General features: G+C 61.7%; 17 protein-coding genes. 8 read left to right on the top strand and 9 right to left on the bottom strand.

Annotated elements, in window-relative coordinates; genetic code table 11:
• Positions 1 to 16: 16 nt before the first annotated feature.
• Together bhcB and bhcA are read right to left on the bottom strand one after the other, a co-directional pair.
• Positions 17 to 985 carry a beta-hydroxyaspartate dehydratase BhcB gene (bhcB, locus tag ACXAHG_RS12320; RefSeq protein WP_475057670.1) on the bottom strand — a complete coding sequence of 323 codons (969 nt, stop codon included), beginning with the start codon at positions 983 to 985 and terminating at the stop codon, positions 17 to 19.
• Entirely contained in the window at positions 985 to 2,175 is a 1,191-nt protein-coding gene (gene bhcA, locus ACXAHG_RS12315; RefSeq protein ID WP_475057667.1) for an L-aspartate--glyoxylate aminotransferase BhcA, read from the bottom strand. The genes bhcB and bhcA overlap by 1 nt, the downstream gene beginning before the upstream one ends.
• Positions 2,176 to 2,373: 198 nt before the next feature.
• On the opposite strand from bhcA, the gene bhcR reads away from it, so the two are divergent.
• Positions 2,374 to 3,207 carry an HTH-type transcriptional regulator BhcR gene (bhcR, locus tag ACXAHG_RS12310; protein ID WP_475045540.1) on the top strand — a complete coding sequence of 278 codons (834 nt, stop codon included), beginning with the start codon at positions 2,374 to 2,376 and terminating at the stop codon, positions 3,205 to 3,207.
• Between the two features lie 50 nt (positions 3,208 to 3,257).
• Here the strand turns inward: bhcR and ACXAHG_RS12305 are convergent, their stop codons facing one another.
• The 7 genes from ACXAHG_RS12305 to ACXAHG_RS12275 all read right to left on the bottom strand — a co-directional run bounded on the left by ACXAHG_RS12305 (position 3,258) and on the right by ACXAHG_RS12275 (position 10,971).
• Positions 3,258 to 4,088, bottom strand: coding sequence for a bifunctional allantoicase/(S)-ureidoglycine aminohydrolase (locus ACXAHG_RS12305; protein WP_475045539.1), 831 nt, complete (start codon positions 4,086 to 4,088; stop codon positions 3,258 to 3,260).
• A gap of 125 nt (positions 4,089 to 4,213) precedes the next feature.
• Entirely contained in the window at positions 4,214 to 5,299 is a 1,086-nt protein-coding gene (gene modC / locus ACXAHG_RS12300; RefSeq protein ID WP_475045537.1) for a molybdenum ABC transporter ATP-binding protein, read from the bottom strand.
• Positions 5,299 to 5,955 carry a molybdate ABC transporter permease subunit gene (gene modB, locus ACXAHG_RS12295; protein ID WP_475045561.1) on the bottom strand — a complete coding sequence of 219 codons (657 nt, stop codon included), beginning with the start codon at positions 5,953 to 5,955 and terminating at the stop codon, positions 5,299 to 5,301. Before modB ends, modC begins: the two co-directional genes overlap by 1 nt.
• A 44-nt stretch (positions 5,956 to 5,999) precedes the next feature.
• Positions 6,000 to 6,803 carry a molybdate ABC transporter substrate-binding protein gene (modA, locus tag ACXAHG_RS12290; protein ID WP_475057664.1) on the bottom strand — a complete coding sequence of 268 codons (804 nt, stop codon included), beginning with the start codon at positions 6,801 to 6,803 and terminating at the stop codon, positions 6,000 to 6,002.
• A gap of 104 nt (positions 6,804 to 6,907) precedes the next feature.
• On the bottom strand, positions 6,908 to 7,471 hold the full coding sequence (locus ACXAHG_RS12285) for a chemotaxis protein CheD (RefSeq protein ID WP_475045535.1): 564 nt from the start codon (positions 7,469 to 7,471) through the stop codon (positions 6,908 to 6,910).
• A gap of 26 nt (positions 7,472 to 7,497) precedes the next feature.
• Positions 7,498 to 8,439: a CheB methylesterase domain-containing protein gene (locus ACXAHG_RS12280; RefSeq protein ID WP_475057661.1), complete on the bottom strand. Its 942-nt coding sequence runs from the start codon at positions 8,437 to 8,439 to the stop codon at positions 7,498 to 7,500.
• 165 nt (positions 8,440 to 8,604) lie between these two features.
• Positions 8,605 to 10,971: a methyl-accepting chemotaxis protein gene (locus ACXAHG_RS12275; protein ID WP_475045532.1), complete on the bottom strand. Its 2,367-nt coding sequence runs from the start codon at positions 10,969 to 10,971 to the stop codon at positions 8,605 to 8,607.
• Positions 10,972 to 11,395: 424 nt separating this feature from the next.
• Here ACXAHG_RS12275 and ACXAHG_RS12270 point away from each other — a divergent pair, with 424 nt between their 5' ends.
• Genes ACXAHG_RS12270 through ACXAHG_RS12240 form a run of 7 tightly spaced genes read left to right on the top strand, consistent with a single transcriptional unit; the run spans position 11,396 to position 16,299 of the window.
• On the top strand, positions 11,396 to 11,683 hold the full coding sequence (locus tag ACXAHG_RS12270; protein ID WP_475045530.1) for an STAS domain-containing protein: 288 nt from the start codon (positions 11,396 to 11,398) through the stop codon (positions 11,681 to 11,683).
• Positions 11,680 to 12,054 (top strand): response regulator, encoded by a 375-nt coding sequence (locus ACXAHG_RS12265; protein ID WP_366663558.1) that lies wholly within the window; start codon positions 11,680 to 11,682, stop codon positions 12,052 to 12,054. The genes ACXAHG_RS12270 and ACXAHG_RS12265 overlap by 4 nt, the downstream gene beginning before the upstream one ends.
• A gap of 1 nt (position 12,055) precedes the next feature.
• Complete coding sequence (locus ACXAHG_RS12260; RefSeq protein ID WP_475057658.1) at positions 12,056 to 14,218, top strand: chemotaxis protein CheA; 2,163 nt, start codon at positions 12,056 to 12,058, stop codon at positions 14,216 to 14,218.
• Positions 14,208 to 14,690 (top strand): chemotaxis protein CheW, encoded by a 483-nt coding sequence (locus ACXAHG_RS12255; RefSeq protein ID WP_475045528.1) that lies wholly within the window; start codon positions 14,208 to 14,210, stop codon positions 14,688 to 14,690. The genes ACXAHG_RS12260 and ACXAHG_RS12255 overlap by 11 nt, the downstream gene beginning before the upstream one ends.
• Positions 14,687 to 15,550 carry a CheR family methyltransferase gene (locus ACXAHG_RS12250; RefSeq protein WP_475057655.1) on the top strand — a complete coding sequence of 288 codons (864 nt, stop codon included), beginning with the start codon at positions 14,687 to 14,689 and terminating at the stop codon, positions 15,548 to 15,550. The genes ACXAHG_RS12255 and ACXAHG_RS12250 overlap by 4 nt, the downstream gene beginning before the upstream one ends.
• Before the next feature lie 33 nt (positions 15,551 to 15,583).
• Positions 15,584 to 15,970: a response regulator gene (locus ACXAHG_RS12245; protein WP_475045525.1), complete on the top strand. Its 387-nt coding sequence runs from the start codon at positions 15,584 to 15,586 to the stop codon at positions 15,968 to 15,970.
• Positions 15,971 to 15,972: 2 nt separating this feature from the next.
• Entirely contained in the window at positions 15,973 to 16,299 is a 327-nt protein-coding gene (locus ACXAHG_RS12240) for a hypothetical protein (RefSeq protein ID WP_475045524.1), read from the top strand.
• The last annotated feature ends 97 nt before the right edge of the window (positions 16,300 to 16,396 follow it).

Genomic DNA, 16,396 nt, shown 5'->3' with positions numbered 1-16,396 from the left:
GGTTTTATTCCCCAGTTTAGCTGTTCATCCAGGGCAGCTTGTCGAGGTCGACATTGCCGCCGGTGACGATCAGGCCCACGCGTTTGCCCGCGAAGGCGTCTTTGTTTTTCAGAATGGTGGCGAGCGGCACCGCCGAGGACGGCTCCATCACGATGCGCAGGTGCTTCCAGATCAGCTTCATCGCATCGATGATCTCCGCATCGGACGCGGTGTAGATCTCGCTGACGTGGTTGCTGACGAAGTGCCAGGTCAGCTCCTTCAGCGGCACCAGCAGCCCGTCGGCAATGGTCTTGGGCGCATCATCGGCGATGATGTAACCCGCCTTGAAGCTGCGGTAGGCATCATCGGCCTGCTCCGGCTCCGCCGCGATCACCTTGGTTTCCGGCGCCAGAGTTGACAGCGTCAGGCAGGTGCCGGAGATCATGCCGCCGCCGCCGATGGGTGCGACAACCATGTCCAGGCCATCAGCCTGCTCCACGAACTCCTTGGCGCAGGTGCCCTGCCCCGCGATGACCCGGTGGTCATTGTAGGGATGCACGAAATCGCCGCCGGTCTCCGCCTGCACCTTGGCAAAGGTCTCCTCGCGCGAGCTGGTCGAAGGCTCGCATTCGGTGATCCGGCCGCCATAGCGGCGCACGGTGTCCTTCTTGGCCTGCGGCGCGGTGCGCGGCATGACCACGTTGCACGGGATGCCGCGCAGCATCGCCGCGTAGGACAGGCAGGAGGCATGGTTGCCCGAGGAATGCGTGGCGACACCCTTGGCGGCCTGCGCCTCATCCAGCCCGAACACCGCGTTGCAGGCACCGCGCACCTTGAAGGCGCCCGGCTCCTGGAAGTTCTCGCATTTGAAGAACAATTCAGCCCCGGTCAGCTCATTCAGATAGGCTGAAGTGCGCACCGGCGTGCGGCGGATATGGGGCTGGATGCGCTCATGCGCAGCCAGCATGTCCTCATAAGTCGGGATATACATCGCGGTATCCTTCATCAGGCGGCAGCCTTGGTGCTGGAGGCCTCGTTGCCGCGGTAGTAGTCCTGCGCAGCCGCAACACCGGAACCCAGCTGGATGTTCAGGCCCAGATCGGCCATGACCATTTCGGCGGTCGCAATCCCGGACAGCGCCATCACGTCGGTCAGGCTGCCCAGATGGCCGATGCGGAACACCTTGCCCGCGACCTCGCCCAGGCCAGTGCCAAAGGCGACGCCGTATTTCTCGGCCGCCAGGCTGACAAACTTGTTGGCGTCAAAGCCGTCCGGGGTGCGGATCGCGCTGACGCTGTCGGAGCACACATCCGGCGACACGGCGCACAGCTCCAGCCCCCAGGCACGGACCGCGGCGCGGACGCCTTCGGCAATCCGGTGGTGGCGGGCAAAGACATTCTCCAGCCCTTCGTCCAGCAGCATGCCGCAGGCCATGTTCAGACCGTTCAGCAGGCCAACGGAAGGCGTGTAAGGATAGGCGCTGTTGGCGTAGCCGTTTGCCATGTCTCTGATGTCAAAGAATGTACGCGGCAGGTTCGCGGTGTCCACCGCCTGCATCGCCTTGGGTGAAAAGCCAACGATGGCCAGGCCCGGCGGCAGCATGAAGCCTTTCTGCGAGCCGGTGACGGCGATATCGACGCCCCATTCGTCCATGCGGAAATCCATCGAGGCGATGGAGGACACGCCATCGACAAACAGCAGTGCCGGGTGGCCGGCGGCATCCAGTGCACGGCGGACGGCGGCGATGTCGGACTTAACGCCGGTGGCAGTCTCGTTGTGTGTCGCCAGAACCGCTTTGATTTCATGCGCTGTATCGGCGGTCAGGATTTCCTCGTAACGGTCTGCAGGAAGGCCTTCGCCCCAAGGGGTTTCAACAATCTGGACGTCCAGCCCATGACGCTGGCACATGTCGATCCAGCGGTGGCTGAACATGCCGTTGCGGGCGGCCAGGATCTTGTCGCCGGCGCTCAGAGTATTGGTGATCGCGGTTTCCCAGCCGCCGGTTCCGGTCGACGGGAAGACAAAAATCTCGGCGCTCTCGCTTTTCAGAACCTTCTTCACCCCGGCCAGTGCCGGGTGCAGGATCTGACCGAACAGCGGCGAGCGGTGGTCCAGCGTCGGCATGTCCACGGCCTTGCGCAGCGCTTCGGGCATATTGGTCGGACCGGGGATGAAAACCGGATTTTGAAAGCTCATTTCGTGCCCTCCTGTGGCGATTTCCTTCAGAGTAAGGGGAAGCTGTCCGCAGGTGAATTTTTTTGAAAAAAGATTTCAAAAACTAGTCAAACATAGAAAAGTCGCATAATTTCAAGCGCTTTAGTTTTTTCACTGTACAGAAGTGATTTTCATAATTATCCATAAGCTGCTGCTTGAATTGCCAGGGAAGGCCTGAAAATGCCCCAGCCGCCGCGCCGCAAAGGCCGCCCCAAAAGCTTTGATACCGCCAGCCAGCCGGCCACGATCCAATCGCTTGACCGGGCGCTGGATGTGCTGGATGCGCTGGCCGGAGCCAGCGGAATGACGCTGACAGAGCTTTCCACCGCGCTCGATCAGTCGGCGGCGACCATGTACCGGGTGCTGGCCACGCTGGAGGCGCGCCAAATCGTCGAGATGGAGCCGCAAAGCCAGACCTGGCACATCGGCGCCATGGCCTTCCGCCTCGGCTCTGCCTTCCTGCGCCGCTCCAGCGTCATTGAACGCGCCCGCCCGGTGATGCGCGAGCTGATGGAGGCAACGGGCGAGACCTCAAACCTCGGCATCGAACGCGGCGGCGACGTGATGTTCGTAAGCCAGGTGGAAACCCACGAGTCGATCCGCGCTTTCTTCCCGCCGGGGACGACGTCGCCGATGCATGCATCAGGCATCGGCAAGGCGCTGCTCAGCTGTTTCGAAGAGGATCAGCTCAGCCGCTTCCTGCGCGGCCGGGCGCTGGAGAGGTTCACAGAGAAAACCCTGACCTCCGCGGCGGCCCTGCGCGCGGACCTTGCGCAAATCCGCAGCCGCGGCTGGTCGTTTGATGATGAAGAAAAAGCACCCGGCATGCGCTGTGTCGCGGCGCCGGTCTTTGGCATGCAGGGAGAGGTGCTGGCGGGGATCTCCATCTCCGGCCCTACCGCGCGGATGCCGGACGGCGGCATCAATGGCATCGGCGCGCTGGTCAAGGAAGCCGCGCAGAAGCTTTCCCATGGGCTGGGTGCGCCAGCCGTCGGGGATACCCTGCCCGGCTGACCGCCGGGCAGCGCCCGGGCACAGATCAGGGCCGGGCGCTGCCCCGCCCCTTAGCGCAATGGCGCCAGCGGCATGTGACGGTTGACGTCCTTGTACAGCAGATAGCGGAACTTGCCCGGCCCGCCCGCATAACAGGCCTGCGGGCAGAAGGCGCGCAGCCACATGTAATCGCCCGCCTCAACCTCGACCCAATCCTGGTTCAGCCGGTAGACCGCCTTGCCCTCCAGCACGTAAAGCCCGTGTTCCATCACATGGGTTTCGGCAAAGGGGATCACCGCGCCCGGTTCAAAGGTGACGATGGTAACATGCATGTCGTGGCGCAGGTCATTGGGGTCCACGAACCGCGTCGTCGCCCATTTGCCCTCGGTTTCCGGCATCGGCGTGGGAACGACATGCTTGTCGCTGGTGACAAAGGCCTCCGGCGCCTCCATCCCCGCAACTGACTGATATGCCTTGCGGATCCAGTGGAACCGCACCGGCGCATCGCTGTTGTTGCGCAGGCTCCATACGGCCTGCGGCGGCAGGAAAGCATAGCCGCCCTCCTCCATCTCATGCGCGGTTCCGTCAATGGTCAGGGTCATTGATCCTTGCACCACGAACAGTACTGCCTCGGTGCCCGGCTCAGTTTCCGGACGCTCGCTGCCGCCGCCGGGGAGTACCTCGGCGATATATTGCGAGAAGGTCTCGGCAAATCCCGACAGCGGCCGCGACAGCACCCAGAAGCGCGCCTTGTCCCAGAACGGCAGCAGGCTCGCCACGATATCGCTCATGGTGCCTTTGGGGATCACCGCATAGGCCTCGGTGAACATCGCCCGGTCAGTCAGCAGCTGGGTCTGCGGCGGCAGCCCGCCTTCCGGTGCATAATAGGATCGTTTGGTCATCGGCTGCCTTTCCTGCTGAACTGCTGCCCCATTGATACCCGCCTGCCCCGCGCAACCGAACTTATTTCCGTATCAAGATTACCTGAAGGATTATTTCGGAAATTTTGAAGGCCAGGAAACCAAGGCTACTGGCCGCTGCCGATATCCTCTGGCGCGATAGAGACGGTTTTGACCACTGCATAGCATTCTGCACCGGGTTCCAATCCCAGCGCTTGAGCTGAGCGGCGGGTGACACGGGCCAGCACCCGGCCTACCGGCGTGGTCAGCGACACCATCGCGCCCGGACCTCCCCCGGTGCGGACATGTTCGACTATGCCAGGCAGGATATTCAGAGCCGAGAGCCCTTCGGGGCGCTGGCGCGACAGTATGACCTCATGCGCCGAGATCCGCACCCGGACCACGCTGCCGGGTGCTTTGGCGACTTGCGGCAGGAACAGCGGCACGCCGCCTGCATCCAGTTCCGTCAGCCCGTCGCTGTGATGCCGGGCAACCCGCGCCTGCAGCAATGCGCCTGCTGCACGGACCCCTGCAGGTATCACCGCCGGATCGCCCAGAACCTCTGCCGCGGTGCCTTGCCGCTGCACCTTGCCGTCCTGCAGCACAACCACGGTGGTTGCCAGCCGGGCAACTTCGGCAGCGGAGTGGCTGACGTATAGCATCGAGATGCCGATTTCATCCCGGAGCCGTTCGAAATAGGGCATTATCTCCGCTTTGCGGGCCTCGTCGAGCGCCGACAACGGCTCATCCGCCAGGATCATCCGCGGCGCGGCCAGCAACGCCCGGCCAATGGCAACCCGCTGCTTCTCGCCGCCTGACAACCGTCCAGGACGCCGCTGCAAAAGCGGTCGGATGCCCAACAGCTCCACCACCCGGTCCAGGCTTTCAGGCTTGGTATCCCGCGGCGCAAACCATTGCCCGAACAGCAGGTTCTGCCGCACCGTCAGATGCGGAAACAGCCGCCCCTCCTGAAAGACATAGCCCATGCGGCGTTTGTGCGGCGGCCGCCATTGACCCTCTCTGGTGTCGCACAGCACCTCCCCTTCCAGCGCCACCCGGCCTTGATCAGGGCGGAGCAGACCCGCCACCGCCTGGATCACCGTCGTCTTGCCGGTGCCGGAGCGTCCGAACAGCACGGTAACACCCGGCGGTGCCTCAAACTGCACATCAAGCCCGAACCCCGGCAGAGCATGTTGCAGCGACACAGTCAGCATCAGCGCCCCTCTGCCCGGTCAGCCGCCCGCCGCGCCAGCAGTTCCGACAGCAGCAAAGCGGTCAGGGCAATTGCGATCGACACCAGCGTCAGCCTTAGCGCGGCGGTTTCTCCGCCTGGAACCTGCAGGAACGTATAAATCGCCGAAGGCAGCGTCTGGGTCTGCCCGGGAATGCTGGAGACAAAGGTGATTGTGGCGCCAAACTCTCCCATCGCCTTGGCAAAACCCAGCACCGCACCGGCAATCAGCCCGGGCAGGATCATCGGCAGGGTGACGGTGGCAAAACACATCAGGCGCGACGCGCCCAGGGTGGCGGCGGCCTGTTCAAGCTTCGGATCCACTGCCTCCACCGACAGGCGGATCGCCCGCACCATCAGCGGGAAGGCCATGATGGCAGCGGCCAGGGCCGCCCCGGTCCAGCGGAACGCAAAGACGATGCCGATCTCCTGCAGCGCCCCGCCGACCGGCCCTTTTGTGCCGAACACCATCAGCAGCAGATAGCCGGTGACCACTGGCGGCAGGATCAGCGGCAGATGCACCAGGCTGTTGACGATCTGCTTGCCGGGAAACTTCCAGCGCGCCAGTGCATAGGCCACAAAGACCGCCAGCGGCAGCGCTGCCAGGGTGGCCCAGACAGAAACCCGCAGCGACAGCATGACCGCCTGCCACTCCTCGGGTCCCAGCCATGCGGTCTCCGTGCTCACTGTTCCGGCACTCCAAACCCGTGCTGCAAAAAAATCTTCCGCGCTACGGGGCTGCGGAGATAGTCCAGAAACGCGCGGGCCTCAGCGGCGTTACGGTTTGCAACAATCGCGGCCGGATAGATGACCGGCGGGTGGCTGTCCTGCGGAAAAGCAGCAACTATGGTAACATCGGCGCTCGCCGTTGCATCGGTGGCATAAACCACCCCCATCGGTGCCTCACCGGAGGCGACGAGCGCCAGCGCAGCACGCACATTGGCGGTCTGCGCAACCTTTGGCGCAACCGCCTCCCACTGCCCCAGCGCCGTCAACGCGGCCTTGCCGTAAACACCCGCGGGCACCGCGTCCACAAGCGCCATTGCCAGCCGGCCCTGGCCCAGGAGGCTGGCAAGGTCGGCAGCTTCCAGGTCCAGAGGCGCCTGTCCCTTACCATGCGCAATCAAGACCAGCGTGTTGGTCAGAAGATCCAGGCGCGAGCCCGCGTCGATCAGTTTTGCGGACTGCAGTACATCCATCCAGCCGGGATTGGCCGAGACAAATAAATCCGCAGGCGCGCCAAGTTGGATCTGCCGGGCCAAAGCGGGAGACCCCGCATAGGAAACTGTGAGGCTTCGGCCAGTATCTGCCCTGTAGGCTTCGGCGGCTTCATCCAATGCTGTCTTGGTGCTGGCTGCGGCAAAGACCGTCATCTGGGCCTGAGCCAGCCCCGTCAGGACAATGACCAAACCACCAGCCGCAATCAGGCGCCGCCAGAGTTCCGGCGAAGCCAATGATTTCAAGAATGAAGCCGGGTTTGCGTTCATAACCCCTAAGGAAGTATCCCCGCCGCCCGGCACGGGCAAATGGAAATTCCAGCCTGGCTTCCGTGCAGCCCTGCCCAAAGGGTCTACTGGCAGAAGGCCTGAGATCAGAACAGATCAACCACGCCCGCACTTGCAGGCGCAGGAGCCGCCGCCGCTGCCGGCCGTACCGCGGCACGCTGCTCCATTTCACCCAGGCGGCGGTCGTCTTTGACATGGGTCTGCTGCGCCGCACCGGAACAGGCGTGGAACCGTACACGCCGCGCCGAGGTGCCGCCAACACTCGACGATATGCAGGGGATGCCTTCATCGCGCAGGAACCGTTGCACGAAATCTGCATTTGCAGCACCGATGTCGGACAAGTTCGCCGACATCTTGGCACCGCCGAACACCTTGGCCTTCAAGTTCGAACGGATGGCGCCCTTCTTCATGATACCGTTGATCAGCAGTTCCATGGCGTGGATGCCATAGCGGGCATTGGCCGCCCCTCCCTGGCGGGCATTCGCAAGGAGGAAATGGTTCATTCCGCCTACACCATTTTCGGGATCATAAATGCAAGCCGCGATGCACGACCCAAGCACCGTGGAGAACACGGTTTTTGGATCTGTGGTCACACGGTACTCCCCCTGCAGAACCGTTACAGACTTTGAATTGGCGAAGACAGTGGTCAATGGTTTGGTTCCTTCCTGCGGAGCATTCAAGCCTTGCTGGCTCGCAATAGTGTGCTGGCCATCCGGGTCAACGGAACCTGCTGCTGTGCGGCGCCGATGTCCCAAGCCACCCTTGGCATCCCGTAGACAACCGAGGATTTTTCGTCCTGGGCAAATGTCTTGGCGCCCGCCTTGCGCAATTCCAGCAGACCCCGGGCGCCGTCCTGGCCCATACCGGTCAGGATGGTGGCAACAACGTCCCTTCCATATGGCACGGCAGAGGTGAACAGAGCGTCAACAGAAGGCGTGTGGCCGGAAATATCAGGCCCCTCCTTCATCCGCAGACGCACCGGTTTGCGGCTGCTCAACCCCATATGGCGGCGCTGGCCGGCCGCAACATAGACATGGCCTGGCTCCAGCGTGATCCCATCCTCAGCCGGACGGACCCGCGCCGGGCAGATCCGGTCCAGCAGCGACACCAGCCCGGCGCCGAAATTCTTCCCTGTGTGCTGCACAATCAGCGTGGGCGGGCAGTCAAAGGGGAAACCGACCAGAACATTGCGCAGCGCCTCCACGCCGCCGGTGGAAGACCCGATCAGGATCAGTTTCTTGACGCCGCCCGCAGGCGAGGCCGCGCGCCTGGCGCCATTGGCCGCAGCACCGGCACTACGGCGCGGCGCCTTGATCATCATGTCGAAATACTGGGCGAACTGGCTGGGATGATCCGCTTTTGTCAGCTCAAAGATACCCGCGCCCATATTCAATAGCGGCGAGGATTTCCGGGCCGGGGTGGCACCTTGGGTATCCATGACTGAAACCCATCGGGTATCCATCGCGGAAAACAGCGCCATCATCATCTCAAATTCTGGCAGCTTGGTGAATCCGTCCTCCACAAAGGCAAAAACCGGCTGTGCGGCTTCTGCCTGATTGTAGGCCATCATCAGGTTGTTCGCCAAAAGCACTTTCATGCCGGGGTAGGCGGATTCCATGTAGCCTTGCAAAGTTCGGGCAAAGCTACGGTCAGTGGTAATGATCAATAAGTTTCGCGAAGACAATGGGTTCCCCAGTCAAATTGCAGTGCCCTAGGAATTTGCAGGCACAGGTTGCCATGTCTGAAGGCGCCGCAGACTGGCCGCGGCGCCTTCGGTGAGTTCTTAGAAGTCCTGCCACACATCGCGGGCGGCGTTTCCGCTGCCGGCTGCGGCGGAGGACGGTGCCGGGCTCGCCTCAATGTCCCAGGCATCATCGCCATGGGCGGATGGCGCAGCCGGCGCCGGGGCCACAGGAGCTGCAGCCCTTGCAGGACGGGGCGCAACGGTGCCCCCCGCCACGCGGAAGTGCGCCACCAGTTCGGCCAGCTTGCCCGCATCAGTGTTCAGCATGTGGCCGGCTGCGGTGGCTTCCTCCACCATCGCGGCATTCTGCTGCGTCACCTGATCCAGCTGGGTCACACCGGTGTTGATCTCGTTAAGGCCCGTGGATTGTTCGGCCGCGCCTTCTGCGATGCCGGACACCAGTTGCGAGATATGCGTGACCTGCTCAACGATGCTCTGCAATGCCTGGCCTGCCTTGCCAACCAGATCGACACCACGCTCCACTTGCTTGGAGCTGTCAGAGATCAGTGTCTTAATCTCCATCGCCGCATCTGACGAGCGCTGCGCCAGCGCGCGCACTTCGCTGGCAACAACGGCAAAGCCCTTGCCGGCCTCGCCTGCCCGCGCCGCCTCGACACCCGCATTCAAGGCCAGCAGGTTGGTTTGGAAGGCGATATCGTCGATCACGGAGATAATCTGGCTGATGTGGTTCGAGCTCTGCTCGATCTCAGTCATGGCAGAGACCGCGCTCTGCACCACTTCGCGGTTGTTCTCCGCCTCGGTGCGGGCCTCGGCCATGGTGGTTTCGACGCTGCGCGCGCCCTCGGCGGCAGATTTCACCGAGGCCGTCAGCTCATCCAGTGCCGCGGCGGTTTCTTCCAGCGTGGCCGCCTGGCTTTCGGTGCGGTGCGACAGGTCATCGGAGGCCTGGCTGATCTCTGCTGCCCCATTGCGGATACTGCCAGAGGCCTCAATCACCTGCTGAACCGTAGAGCTGAGGTTGCTGACAGTGCTGTTAAAGTTCTGCCGCAGCTGCTCATACTCCTCCGGGAAGGCACTGGTAATCGGCTGCGAGAAATCACCATCCGCCAGCTGAACCAGGCCGGCACTCAGGCTTTCGACCACCTGCTGCTGCTGGCGCTGCATCTCGGCACGTTCTTCTTCCGCGGCACGGGCCATTTTCAGATCGTCCTGCATGGACACAAGTGTCTTGCCGATCTTGCCGATTTCGTCGGTCCGGCCTGCAGCCTCCACGTCGGTGTCCAGATCGCCGGAGGAAACGGCCTCCATATCGGCGCAGATGCGGTTGATCGGCTTGGTGATTGACCGTGCAAACAGCCAGCCGAAGAGCGACATGCCCGCAGCACAGATCAGAGACGCCATCAGCAGCATGTTGCGCTTTTTAACGGCAGGCGCCATCAGTTCTGCCCAATCCTGTTCCGCAATGATGGCCCAGTTGGCGAATTCCAGCGGCAGCGGCTCTGAATAAGCCAGTACAGGCTGTCCGTTCAGGCCCGGAACCCCCTTTTGCACATGGGATTCGCCATCAAAAGCCGCGGCCACTTGCGGTGTCGAGGGCAACTGAGAAAGCACCTTGTACCCTTCCTCAAACCGGGAGGTGGTCCGGGCTTTCATGTCAGCGCCTGCAATATAGACCTGCGTGGAGCCGCCCATGCCTTGTTCGTTGTTCACAATCGCGCCCAGCAGATCCACCGGGATTTGCACCGCCAGCACGCCGACGGTCAGATTGGCGTCATTCACAACCGGCGCCGCAGCAAAGGCAGCCGCCGCCCCGCCCGAAGGTGCATAGGGCTCCATATCAGCAAAGAACACATCGCCGCGGCTGCCATCCAAGGCAGTCTGGTAGACTTTGGCCAAGCCGGAGTCCTTGAAAGGGCCGGTCATCATGTTGGTGCCGAAATCATTTTCCTTGAACACCGAATAGACGATGTCGCCAGCCAGATTGATCAGGAAAGCGTCATAGTAACCTTTGCTCTCGATCAGAGTCTTGTAGGCCGGATGGAAGGTTTCGTGATGCATGTGGTAGGGCGAATCGCCCTTGCCGCGTCCCAGCAGATGCTTCTGCCCGATCGGGTTCGGATTATCGTCGATATAGGCCTGGCGCAGGATCTGCCCCGGATTGCCGTCCAGATCATTCCAGGTCATCGTCAGCCATTCGATGGCCGTAGCGGTTGATGGCACCGCCGCCAGGGTCTGCACATCCGCATGGATTCCGTCCAACAGGGTCTGAACCGAATACTTCCGGTCAGCCACCATGGAGCGGAATTGGTCTTCAGCATTTTGTTCAGCGCTGTTTTGAAAACTGATTGTGCTGATGGTGACGAGAATCGCCGTCACCAGCACACCGAACCCAACAACAAACAGCGGCAGTTTTTGTGCCAGCTTGAGCGATTTTAGCGCTTTCATTCCGTCCTCCTAAGAGTGATGCGGTCTAGGCCACCGCACGAGTAATGCCGCTCAGGATGCAGCGCATATGTTAATTTGCGGCTTACGGGACGACCAGCTCACCTTGCTCAGGCGCAAAAAAATGCTGATTTCCGCCACGCTCCAGCGTCACTTTCTAAAGACCGGGTAAAGATGCACGCACAGGCTGTGCGCGGCTTTCGGCGCACCCCGCACCAGCGCTGAAAATCCGCGACTCAGCGATTCCCGGAGCAGCCCGCCTACCGGTAAAAATTGAGAGGCTTTGACGGGAAGAAGTGCAGGCACCCTCCTTATGAATCCCTCACAACAGGCAGGCCGCGGCAATCAAATGTTAAGGCACGCCGCCTATGAATTGCTTCATCGAACTCGAACTGATCGCCGACAACGGGGGTGCGAATCGCCGAAAATGACAACGGAAACGCAAAAGCACGTATTGGATTTGCCGAATGCCTTCGCGGAGCTGGATCCGCTGATTGCCTTTCTGCAAGGGGCTCGCTCCAAAGCGGTCGAAATAGACTGCGGCGGTGTCGCCCTGATGCCGTCGCGCTGCCTGCAGCTCCTGCTCGGCGCAGAGCAGCAGTGGCGGTCCGAGGGGGTAGGCTTCTCAGTCACCAATATTACCGAATCCTGCCGCAAGTCCCTGACGCTTCTGGGGCTGGAGCCCAACCGATTTGAAGACGAGGAAACAGCATGAAAACCAAAGTTCTGGCAATCGACGATTCCCGCACGATCCGGAATCTTCTGGCCGCGACCCTGGAAGAAGCAGGATTTGAGTACCACTGCGCCGTCGATGGCCGCGAAGGTGTCGACATGTACTCCGATGTGGATCCCGATGTAGTGATCACCGACATCAACATGCCCAACCTCGACGGTTTCGGCGTGATCGAGGAACTGCGCGGCACCGGTATCAACTCCAAGGTGCCGATCCTGGTCCTGACCACCGAAAGCGCGCCTGAGTTGAAGGCCCGCGCCCGCGGTGCCGGCGCCACCGGCTGGATCACCAAACCCTTTGACGACGCCTCTCTTATCTTCGCGCTCAAGCGTGTGACCGGAGCCGCGGCCTAAGATGTCGGGGTCGATTCAGGATACCTTCTTTGAGGAGTGCGAAGAGCTCCTTGAAGCAACGGATGAGGGTCTGACCGCCATCGAAGGAGGCGATCACGACCCTGAGGTGGTCAATGCGATTTTCCGCGCCGTGCACTCGATCAAGGGGGGCGCCGGAGCCTTTGGCCTGGATGATCTGGTGGCCTTTGCCCACCGATTCGAAACCGTGTTCGACGAGGTGCGCTCCAACCGGCTGGATCTGGACGAGAAGCTGATTCAGCTGCTGCTGCGTTCCAGCGACCATCTGTCGGCGCTTGTCGAAGTTGCCCGCGACGGCGGTCAAGTCGACGAGGCACATCACGATACGCTGCTGGCTGCACTGGATGAGTATATTCCGGAAGAGGAGGAAGACCTCACCTTCGAGCCGATGGGACTGGGCGCCGCACCGATGGTGGACCTTGGCGATCTCGGCGGTGCTCCAACGGAGCCGCAGGAAGAGACCTACCGGATCCGGTTCCAGCCGCTGAAAGAGATGTACGGCACCGGAAACGAGCCTTTCTTCCTGTTCCAGGCGCTCAAGGACATGGGCGAGCTGACGGTGAAGCTTGATGAAAACGAGCTGCCCGGCTTTGACGCCATGGACATGGCCGAAAGCTACCTGGCCTGGGATCTGGTGCTTGTGACCAAGGAATCCCGGTCCATCGTTGAGGCGGTCTTCGAGTTCGTCGAAGGCCTGTGCGAACTCTCGATCGAAGGAGACGGGGACGCGGAAGCGGAAGCAAACGCTCTGGCTGCGCTTGACGCCATGTTCGCGCCGCCTTCTGGGGACACACCGCCCGAGCCGGATACAGGCTCTGCTGCAGTCCCTTTTGAGCCGCCGGCCCCCGCACCAGAACCCGAAGCCAAGCCGGCAGCTGCCGAAGAAAAGGCCTCGGCCCCGAAAGCCGAGAGCGGCAAGCAGGAGCAGCGCGGCGGTCCCAAGCCGACGCTCCGCGTCGAACTCGAGCGGGTGGACCGGCTGATCAACGCTGTCGGGGAGCTTATCATCAACCATTCGATGCTGGCCCAGCAGATCGCCAATCTCAACGTTTCGGATACCCGCGACGTCGAGACTGAGCTGGAAGGATTCAAGAACCTGGCCCGTGACATCCAGGAAGGCGTCATGGCCATCCGCGCGCAACCGGTGAAACCGCTGTTCCAGCGGATGGCCCGGATCGTGCGCGAGGCATCGGCAGCGACGGACAAGACCTGCAAGCTGGTCACCGAAGGCGAAAACACCGAGGTCGACAAGACGGTCATCGAACGGCTGTCCGACCCGCTGACGCATATCCTGCGCAACGCGGTTGACCATGGCGTGGAAAAACCCGACGACAGGGAAGCCGCCGGGAAGTCCAGAGTCGGTGAAATCCGGCTGTCTGCCTCCCATCGCTCCGGCAGTGTCTGCATCGAGATCAAGGACGACGGCGCCGGTGTGAACCGCCCGCGCGTGAAGCAGATTGCCATTGAGAAGGGTCTGATCCCGGAAAACGCCGAGCTGACCGACAGCGAGATCGACAACCTGCTGTTTGCGCCTGGCTTCTCGACGGCGAAAGAGATCTCCAATCTCTCCGGCCGCGGGGTCGGCATGGATGTGGTGAAAAATGCGGTGACAGGCCTCGGCGGGCGCATCAACATCTCCTCCGCGCCGGGTAGAGGCTCCACCTTCACCATCATCCTGCCGCTGACGCTGGCGGTGATGGACGGCATGGTGGTGTCGGTCGCCGATCAGACCATGGTGGTGCCGATCACCTCGATCGTCGAGACCATGCGCGGCAGCGACGACATGATCAACAGCCTCGGCGCCGATGGCACCTTGCTGTCGATCCGCGGCAACTTCGTGCCGATCTGCGATGTTGCCGGCGCCCTTGGCCTCTACCGTGAAAGCGACCAGCAGGCCGGCGTGTACCTGCTCGTGGAAACCGAAACCGGCCAGCGCTGCGCCCTGGCGGTGGATGACATCCACGACCAGCGCCAGGTGGTGATCAAAAGCCTGGACGGCGTTTGCGGGGATATCCCCGGTGTCGCCGCAGCAACCATCCTGGGGGACGGCAAGATCGCCATGATCCTGGACCCTGAAAGCATCATTGCGGCCTCGCCTTCGGCAGCCGCCTTTGACACCGAGCGGAGATTGAGCAATGCAAGCTGAAGTGAAGCAAACCGATCAGGAAGTGAAACACGCTGAGCACAGCGAGTTTGTCAGCTTCACCGTGGCCGGGCAGGCTTTCTGCCTGAAGATCACCCAGATCCGGGAAATCCGGCGCTGGTCTCCGGTGACGATCCTGCCGCATGCCCCGGCCGATGTGCTGGGCGTGATGAACCTGCGCGGCGCGGTGATCCCGATCTATGACCTGTCTGCCCGCTTCGGCCTGCAGCAAACCGAGGCCAGCGAACGCAATGTTGTCATCGTCGTCTCTGTGCATGGCAAACCGGTCGGCCTGCTGGCGGAATCCGTCTCCGAGATCATCTCCATCAACCCGGATGACATCCAGGAAACCCCGCCCGTCGACAGCCGCAACACCATGGAGTACATCCAGGGCATCATCTCCCACGATGATACCATGGTGCGGATCATCAATCTGGATGCAGTGATTTCGGCCCCGGAACAGGTGATGCTGTGAGCGCAGTCGGGTCCATCTCACCTAATACAGAGAGCTTTTCGCTGTCGGATCAGGAATTCGAAGCCATTGCGCAATTCGCGCATAAGAACTTCGGCCTGGCCATGGCGAAAAGCAAGAAGCCGCTGGTGTCGTCACGGCTGGCGCGCAAGCTGCGCCAGCGCAACATCACCAATTTTAAGGACTACCTGGCCAGCCTGGACGGTCCGAATGCGGATGAAGAGCGCAGTGGGCTGCTGTCGCTTCTGACCACTAATGTGACTCACTTTTTCCGGGAGCCGCACCACTTTGAAACCCTGCGCAACGATGTTTTACCGCCGCTGGTCGAACAGGCGCGCAAGGGCGGCCGCGTCCGTATCTGGTCGGCTGGCTGCTCCAACGGGCAGGAGCCCTACTCCATTGCCATGACGGTTCTGGATCTCTGTCCGGAAGCGGCGAAGCTGGATTTCAAGATCCTTGGCACCGACATCGACCCGGTTGTGGTGCGCCATGCGCAAACCGCAAAATACCCCGAGGATGAGCTGGCCCAGATCGACACCAAATACAGCAAACTGCTACCCAAGCGCGATCCCGACGGGCGCCTGCCCGAAAGCCTGCGCAAACTGATCACCTTCGGGGTGCTGAACCTCATCGAGCCTTTCCCGTTCCGCGGCAAGTTCGATGCAATCTTCTGCCGGAACGTGGCGATTTATTTCGACAATCCGACCCAGCAGAAGGTGTGGAGCGCCTTTCAGAATGCCCTGAACCCGGGCGGCTACCTCTTCATCGGTCACTCCGAACGCATGTCAGGCCCGGCAGCGCAGAAACTGAAGACGGCCGGGATCACAACTTATGTCAACTCACCCGCTGGCAGGACGTCCTGACCACGGCTGCAAGCAGAGCAGAAGGAAAGAAAAATGAGCTTGAAAGACTCTCTCCGCGTAATGGTTGTTGACGATATGTCGACAAGCAGGGGGATCATCACACAAAGCCTGGATGAGATCGGCATCAAGAACTACATGGTCGAAAATTCCGGCCAGGGCGCCTACCAGAAACTGACCCAGACCCCGGTGCATCTGGTGCTGTCGGATTATAATATGCCGGGCATGGATGGCTTGGGCTTGCTGCAGGCGCTGCGCAATCACCAGGTAACACAGCGCGTCGGCTTCATTTTGGTAACCGGCAAGCCCACACCGGAAATGATCCAAGTTGGCAAGCAAATCGGGTTGAACAACATCGTCCGAAAGCCCTTTACGGTGGCAACGATGAAACAGGCCATCGAACAGGTCGTCGGGCGGCTGTAACCATGGAGCATCCCGACAAAGCTCTCAGCGAACTCTGCGCTGCATCAGCGTGGGAAATGGAGCAGCTGGGGCGCCAGATGCAGGCACTGGAAGATGTTGTCCTGGATGTCTTGGAGCGGGGCACCGCCCCGACCAGCCAGGAACTGCGGTCTCTGCAGGACTTCGACCTGGTGATCCAAACCCTGGCCGGGCTCTCTGGATTCTACCGGCGCGTGCAGGCGCAAGTCGAGGAAGCCGGCCCCGCGGATCTGCCCGCGGCCGCGGCCGGGGTCACACTGGAGAAGCTGCGTGACAGGCTGCGCGGCGCTAAAAGCCTTGCCGCTTCCTGAAAATCAGCGGCCCCGCCCGATCCAGGCGGGGCCGCGCACCGGTCGCGGAATTCATTTTTCTTTGCAGCTTTCGCGGACTACATTGGGCCTTAGCTGA

Source organism: Leisingera sp. ABD4_442 (assembly GCF_056160905.1).
This window is presented reverse-complemented; position numbering and strand designations above follow the sequence as displayed.

Excerpts from the sequence above, each read along its gene's own strand:
- bhcB (WP_475057670.1), bottom strand. The coding sequence starts at position 985 with ATGAAGGATACCGCGATGTATATCCCGACTTATGAGGACATGCTGGCT.
- bhcA (WP_475057667.1), bottom strand. The coding sequence starts at position 2,175 with ATGAGCTTTCAAAATCCGGTTTTCATCCCCGGTCCGACCAATATGCCC.
- bhcR (WP_475045540.1), top strand. The coding sequence starts at position 2,374 with ATGCCCCAGCCGCCGCGCCGCAAAGGCCGCCCCAAAAGCTTTGATACC.
- ACXAHG_RS12305 (WP_475045539.1), bottom strand. The coding sequence starts at position 4,088 with ATGACCAAACGATCCTATTATGCACCGGAAGGCGGGCTGCCGCCGCAG.
- modC (WP_475045537.1), bottom strand. The coding sequence starts at position 5,299 with ATGCTGACTGTGTCGCTGCAACATGCTCTGCCGGGGTTCGGGCTTGAT.
- modB (WP_475045561.1), bottom strand. The coding sequence starts at position 5,955 with ATGCTGTCGCTGCGGGTTTCTGTCTGGGCCACCCTGGCAGCGCTGCCG.
- modA (WP_475057664.1), bottom strand. The coding sequence starts at position 6,803 with ATGAACGCAAACCCGGCTTCATTCTTGAAATCATTGGCTTCGCCGGAA.
- ACXAHG_RS12280 (WP_475057661.1), bottom strand. The coding sequence starts at position 8,439 with ATGGAATCCGCCTACCCCGGCATGAAAGTGCTTTTGGCGAACAACCTG.
- ACXAHG_RS12275 (WP_475045532.1), bottom strand. The coding sequence starts at position 10,971 with ATGAAAGCGCTAAAATCGCTCAAGCTGGCACAAAAACTGCCGCTGTTT.
- ACXAHG_RS12270 (WP_475045530.1), top strand. The coding sequence starts at position 11,396 with ATGACAACGGAAACGCAAAAGCACGTATTGGATTTGCCGAATGCCTTC.
- ACXAHG_RS12265 (WP_366663558.1), top strand. The coding sequence starts at position 11,680 with ATGAAAACCAAAGTTCTGGCAATCGACGATTCCCGCACGATCCGGAAT.
- ACXAHG_RS12260 (WP_475057658.1), top strand. The coding sequence starts at position 12,056 with ATGTCGGGGTCGATTCAGGATACCTTCTTTGAGGAGTGCGAAGAGCTC.
- ACXAHG_RS12255 (WP_475045528.1), top strand. The coding sequence starts at position 14,208 with ATGCAAGCTGAAGTGAAGCAAACCGATCAGGAAGTGAAACACGCTGAG.
- ACXAHG_RS12245 (WP_475045525.1), top strand. The coding sequence starts at position 15,584 with ATGAGCTTGAAAGACTCTCTCCGCGTAATGGTTGTTGACGATATGTCG.
- ACXAHG_RS12240 (WP_475045524.1), top strand. The coding sequence starts at position 15,973 with ATGGAGCATCCCGACAAAGCTCTCAGCGAACTCTGCGCTGCATCAGCG.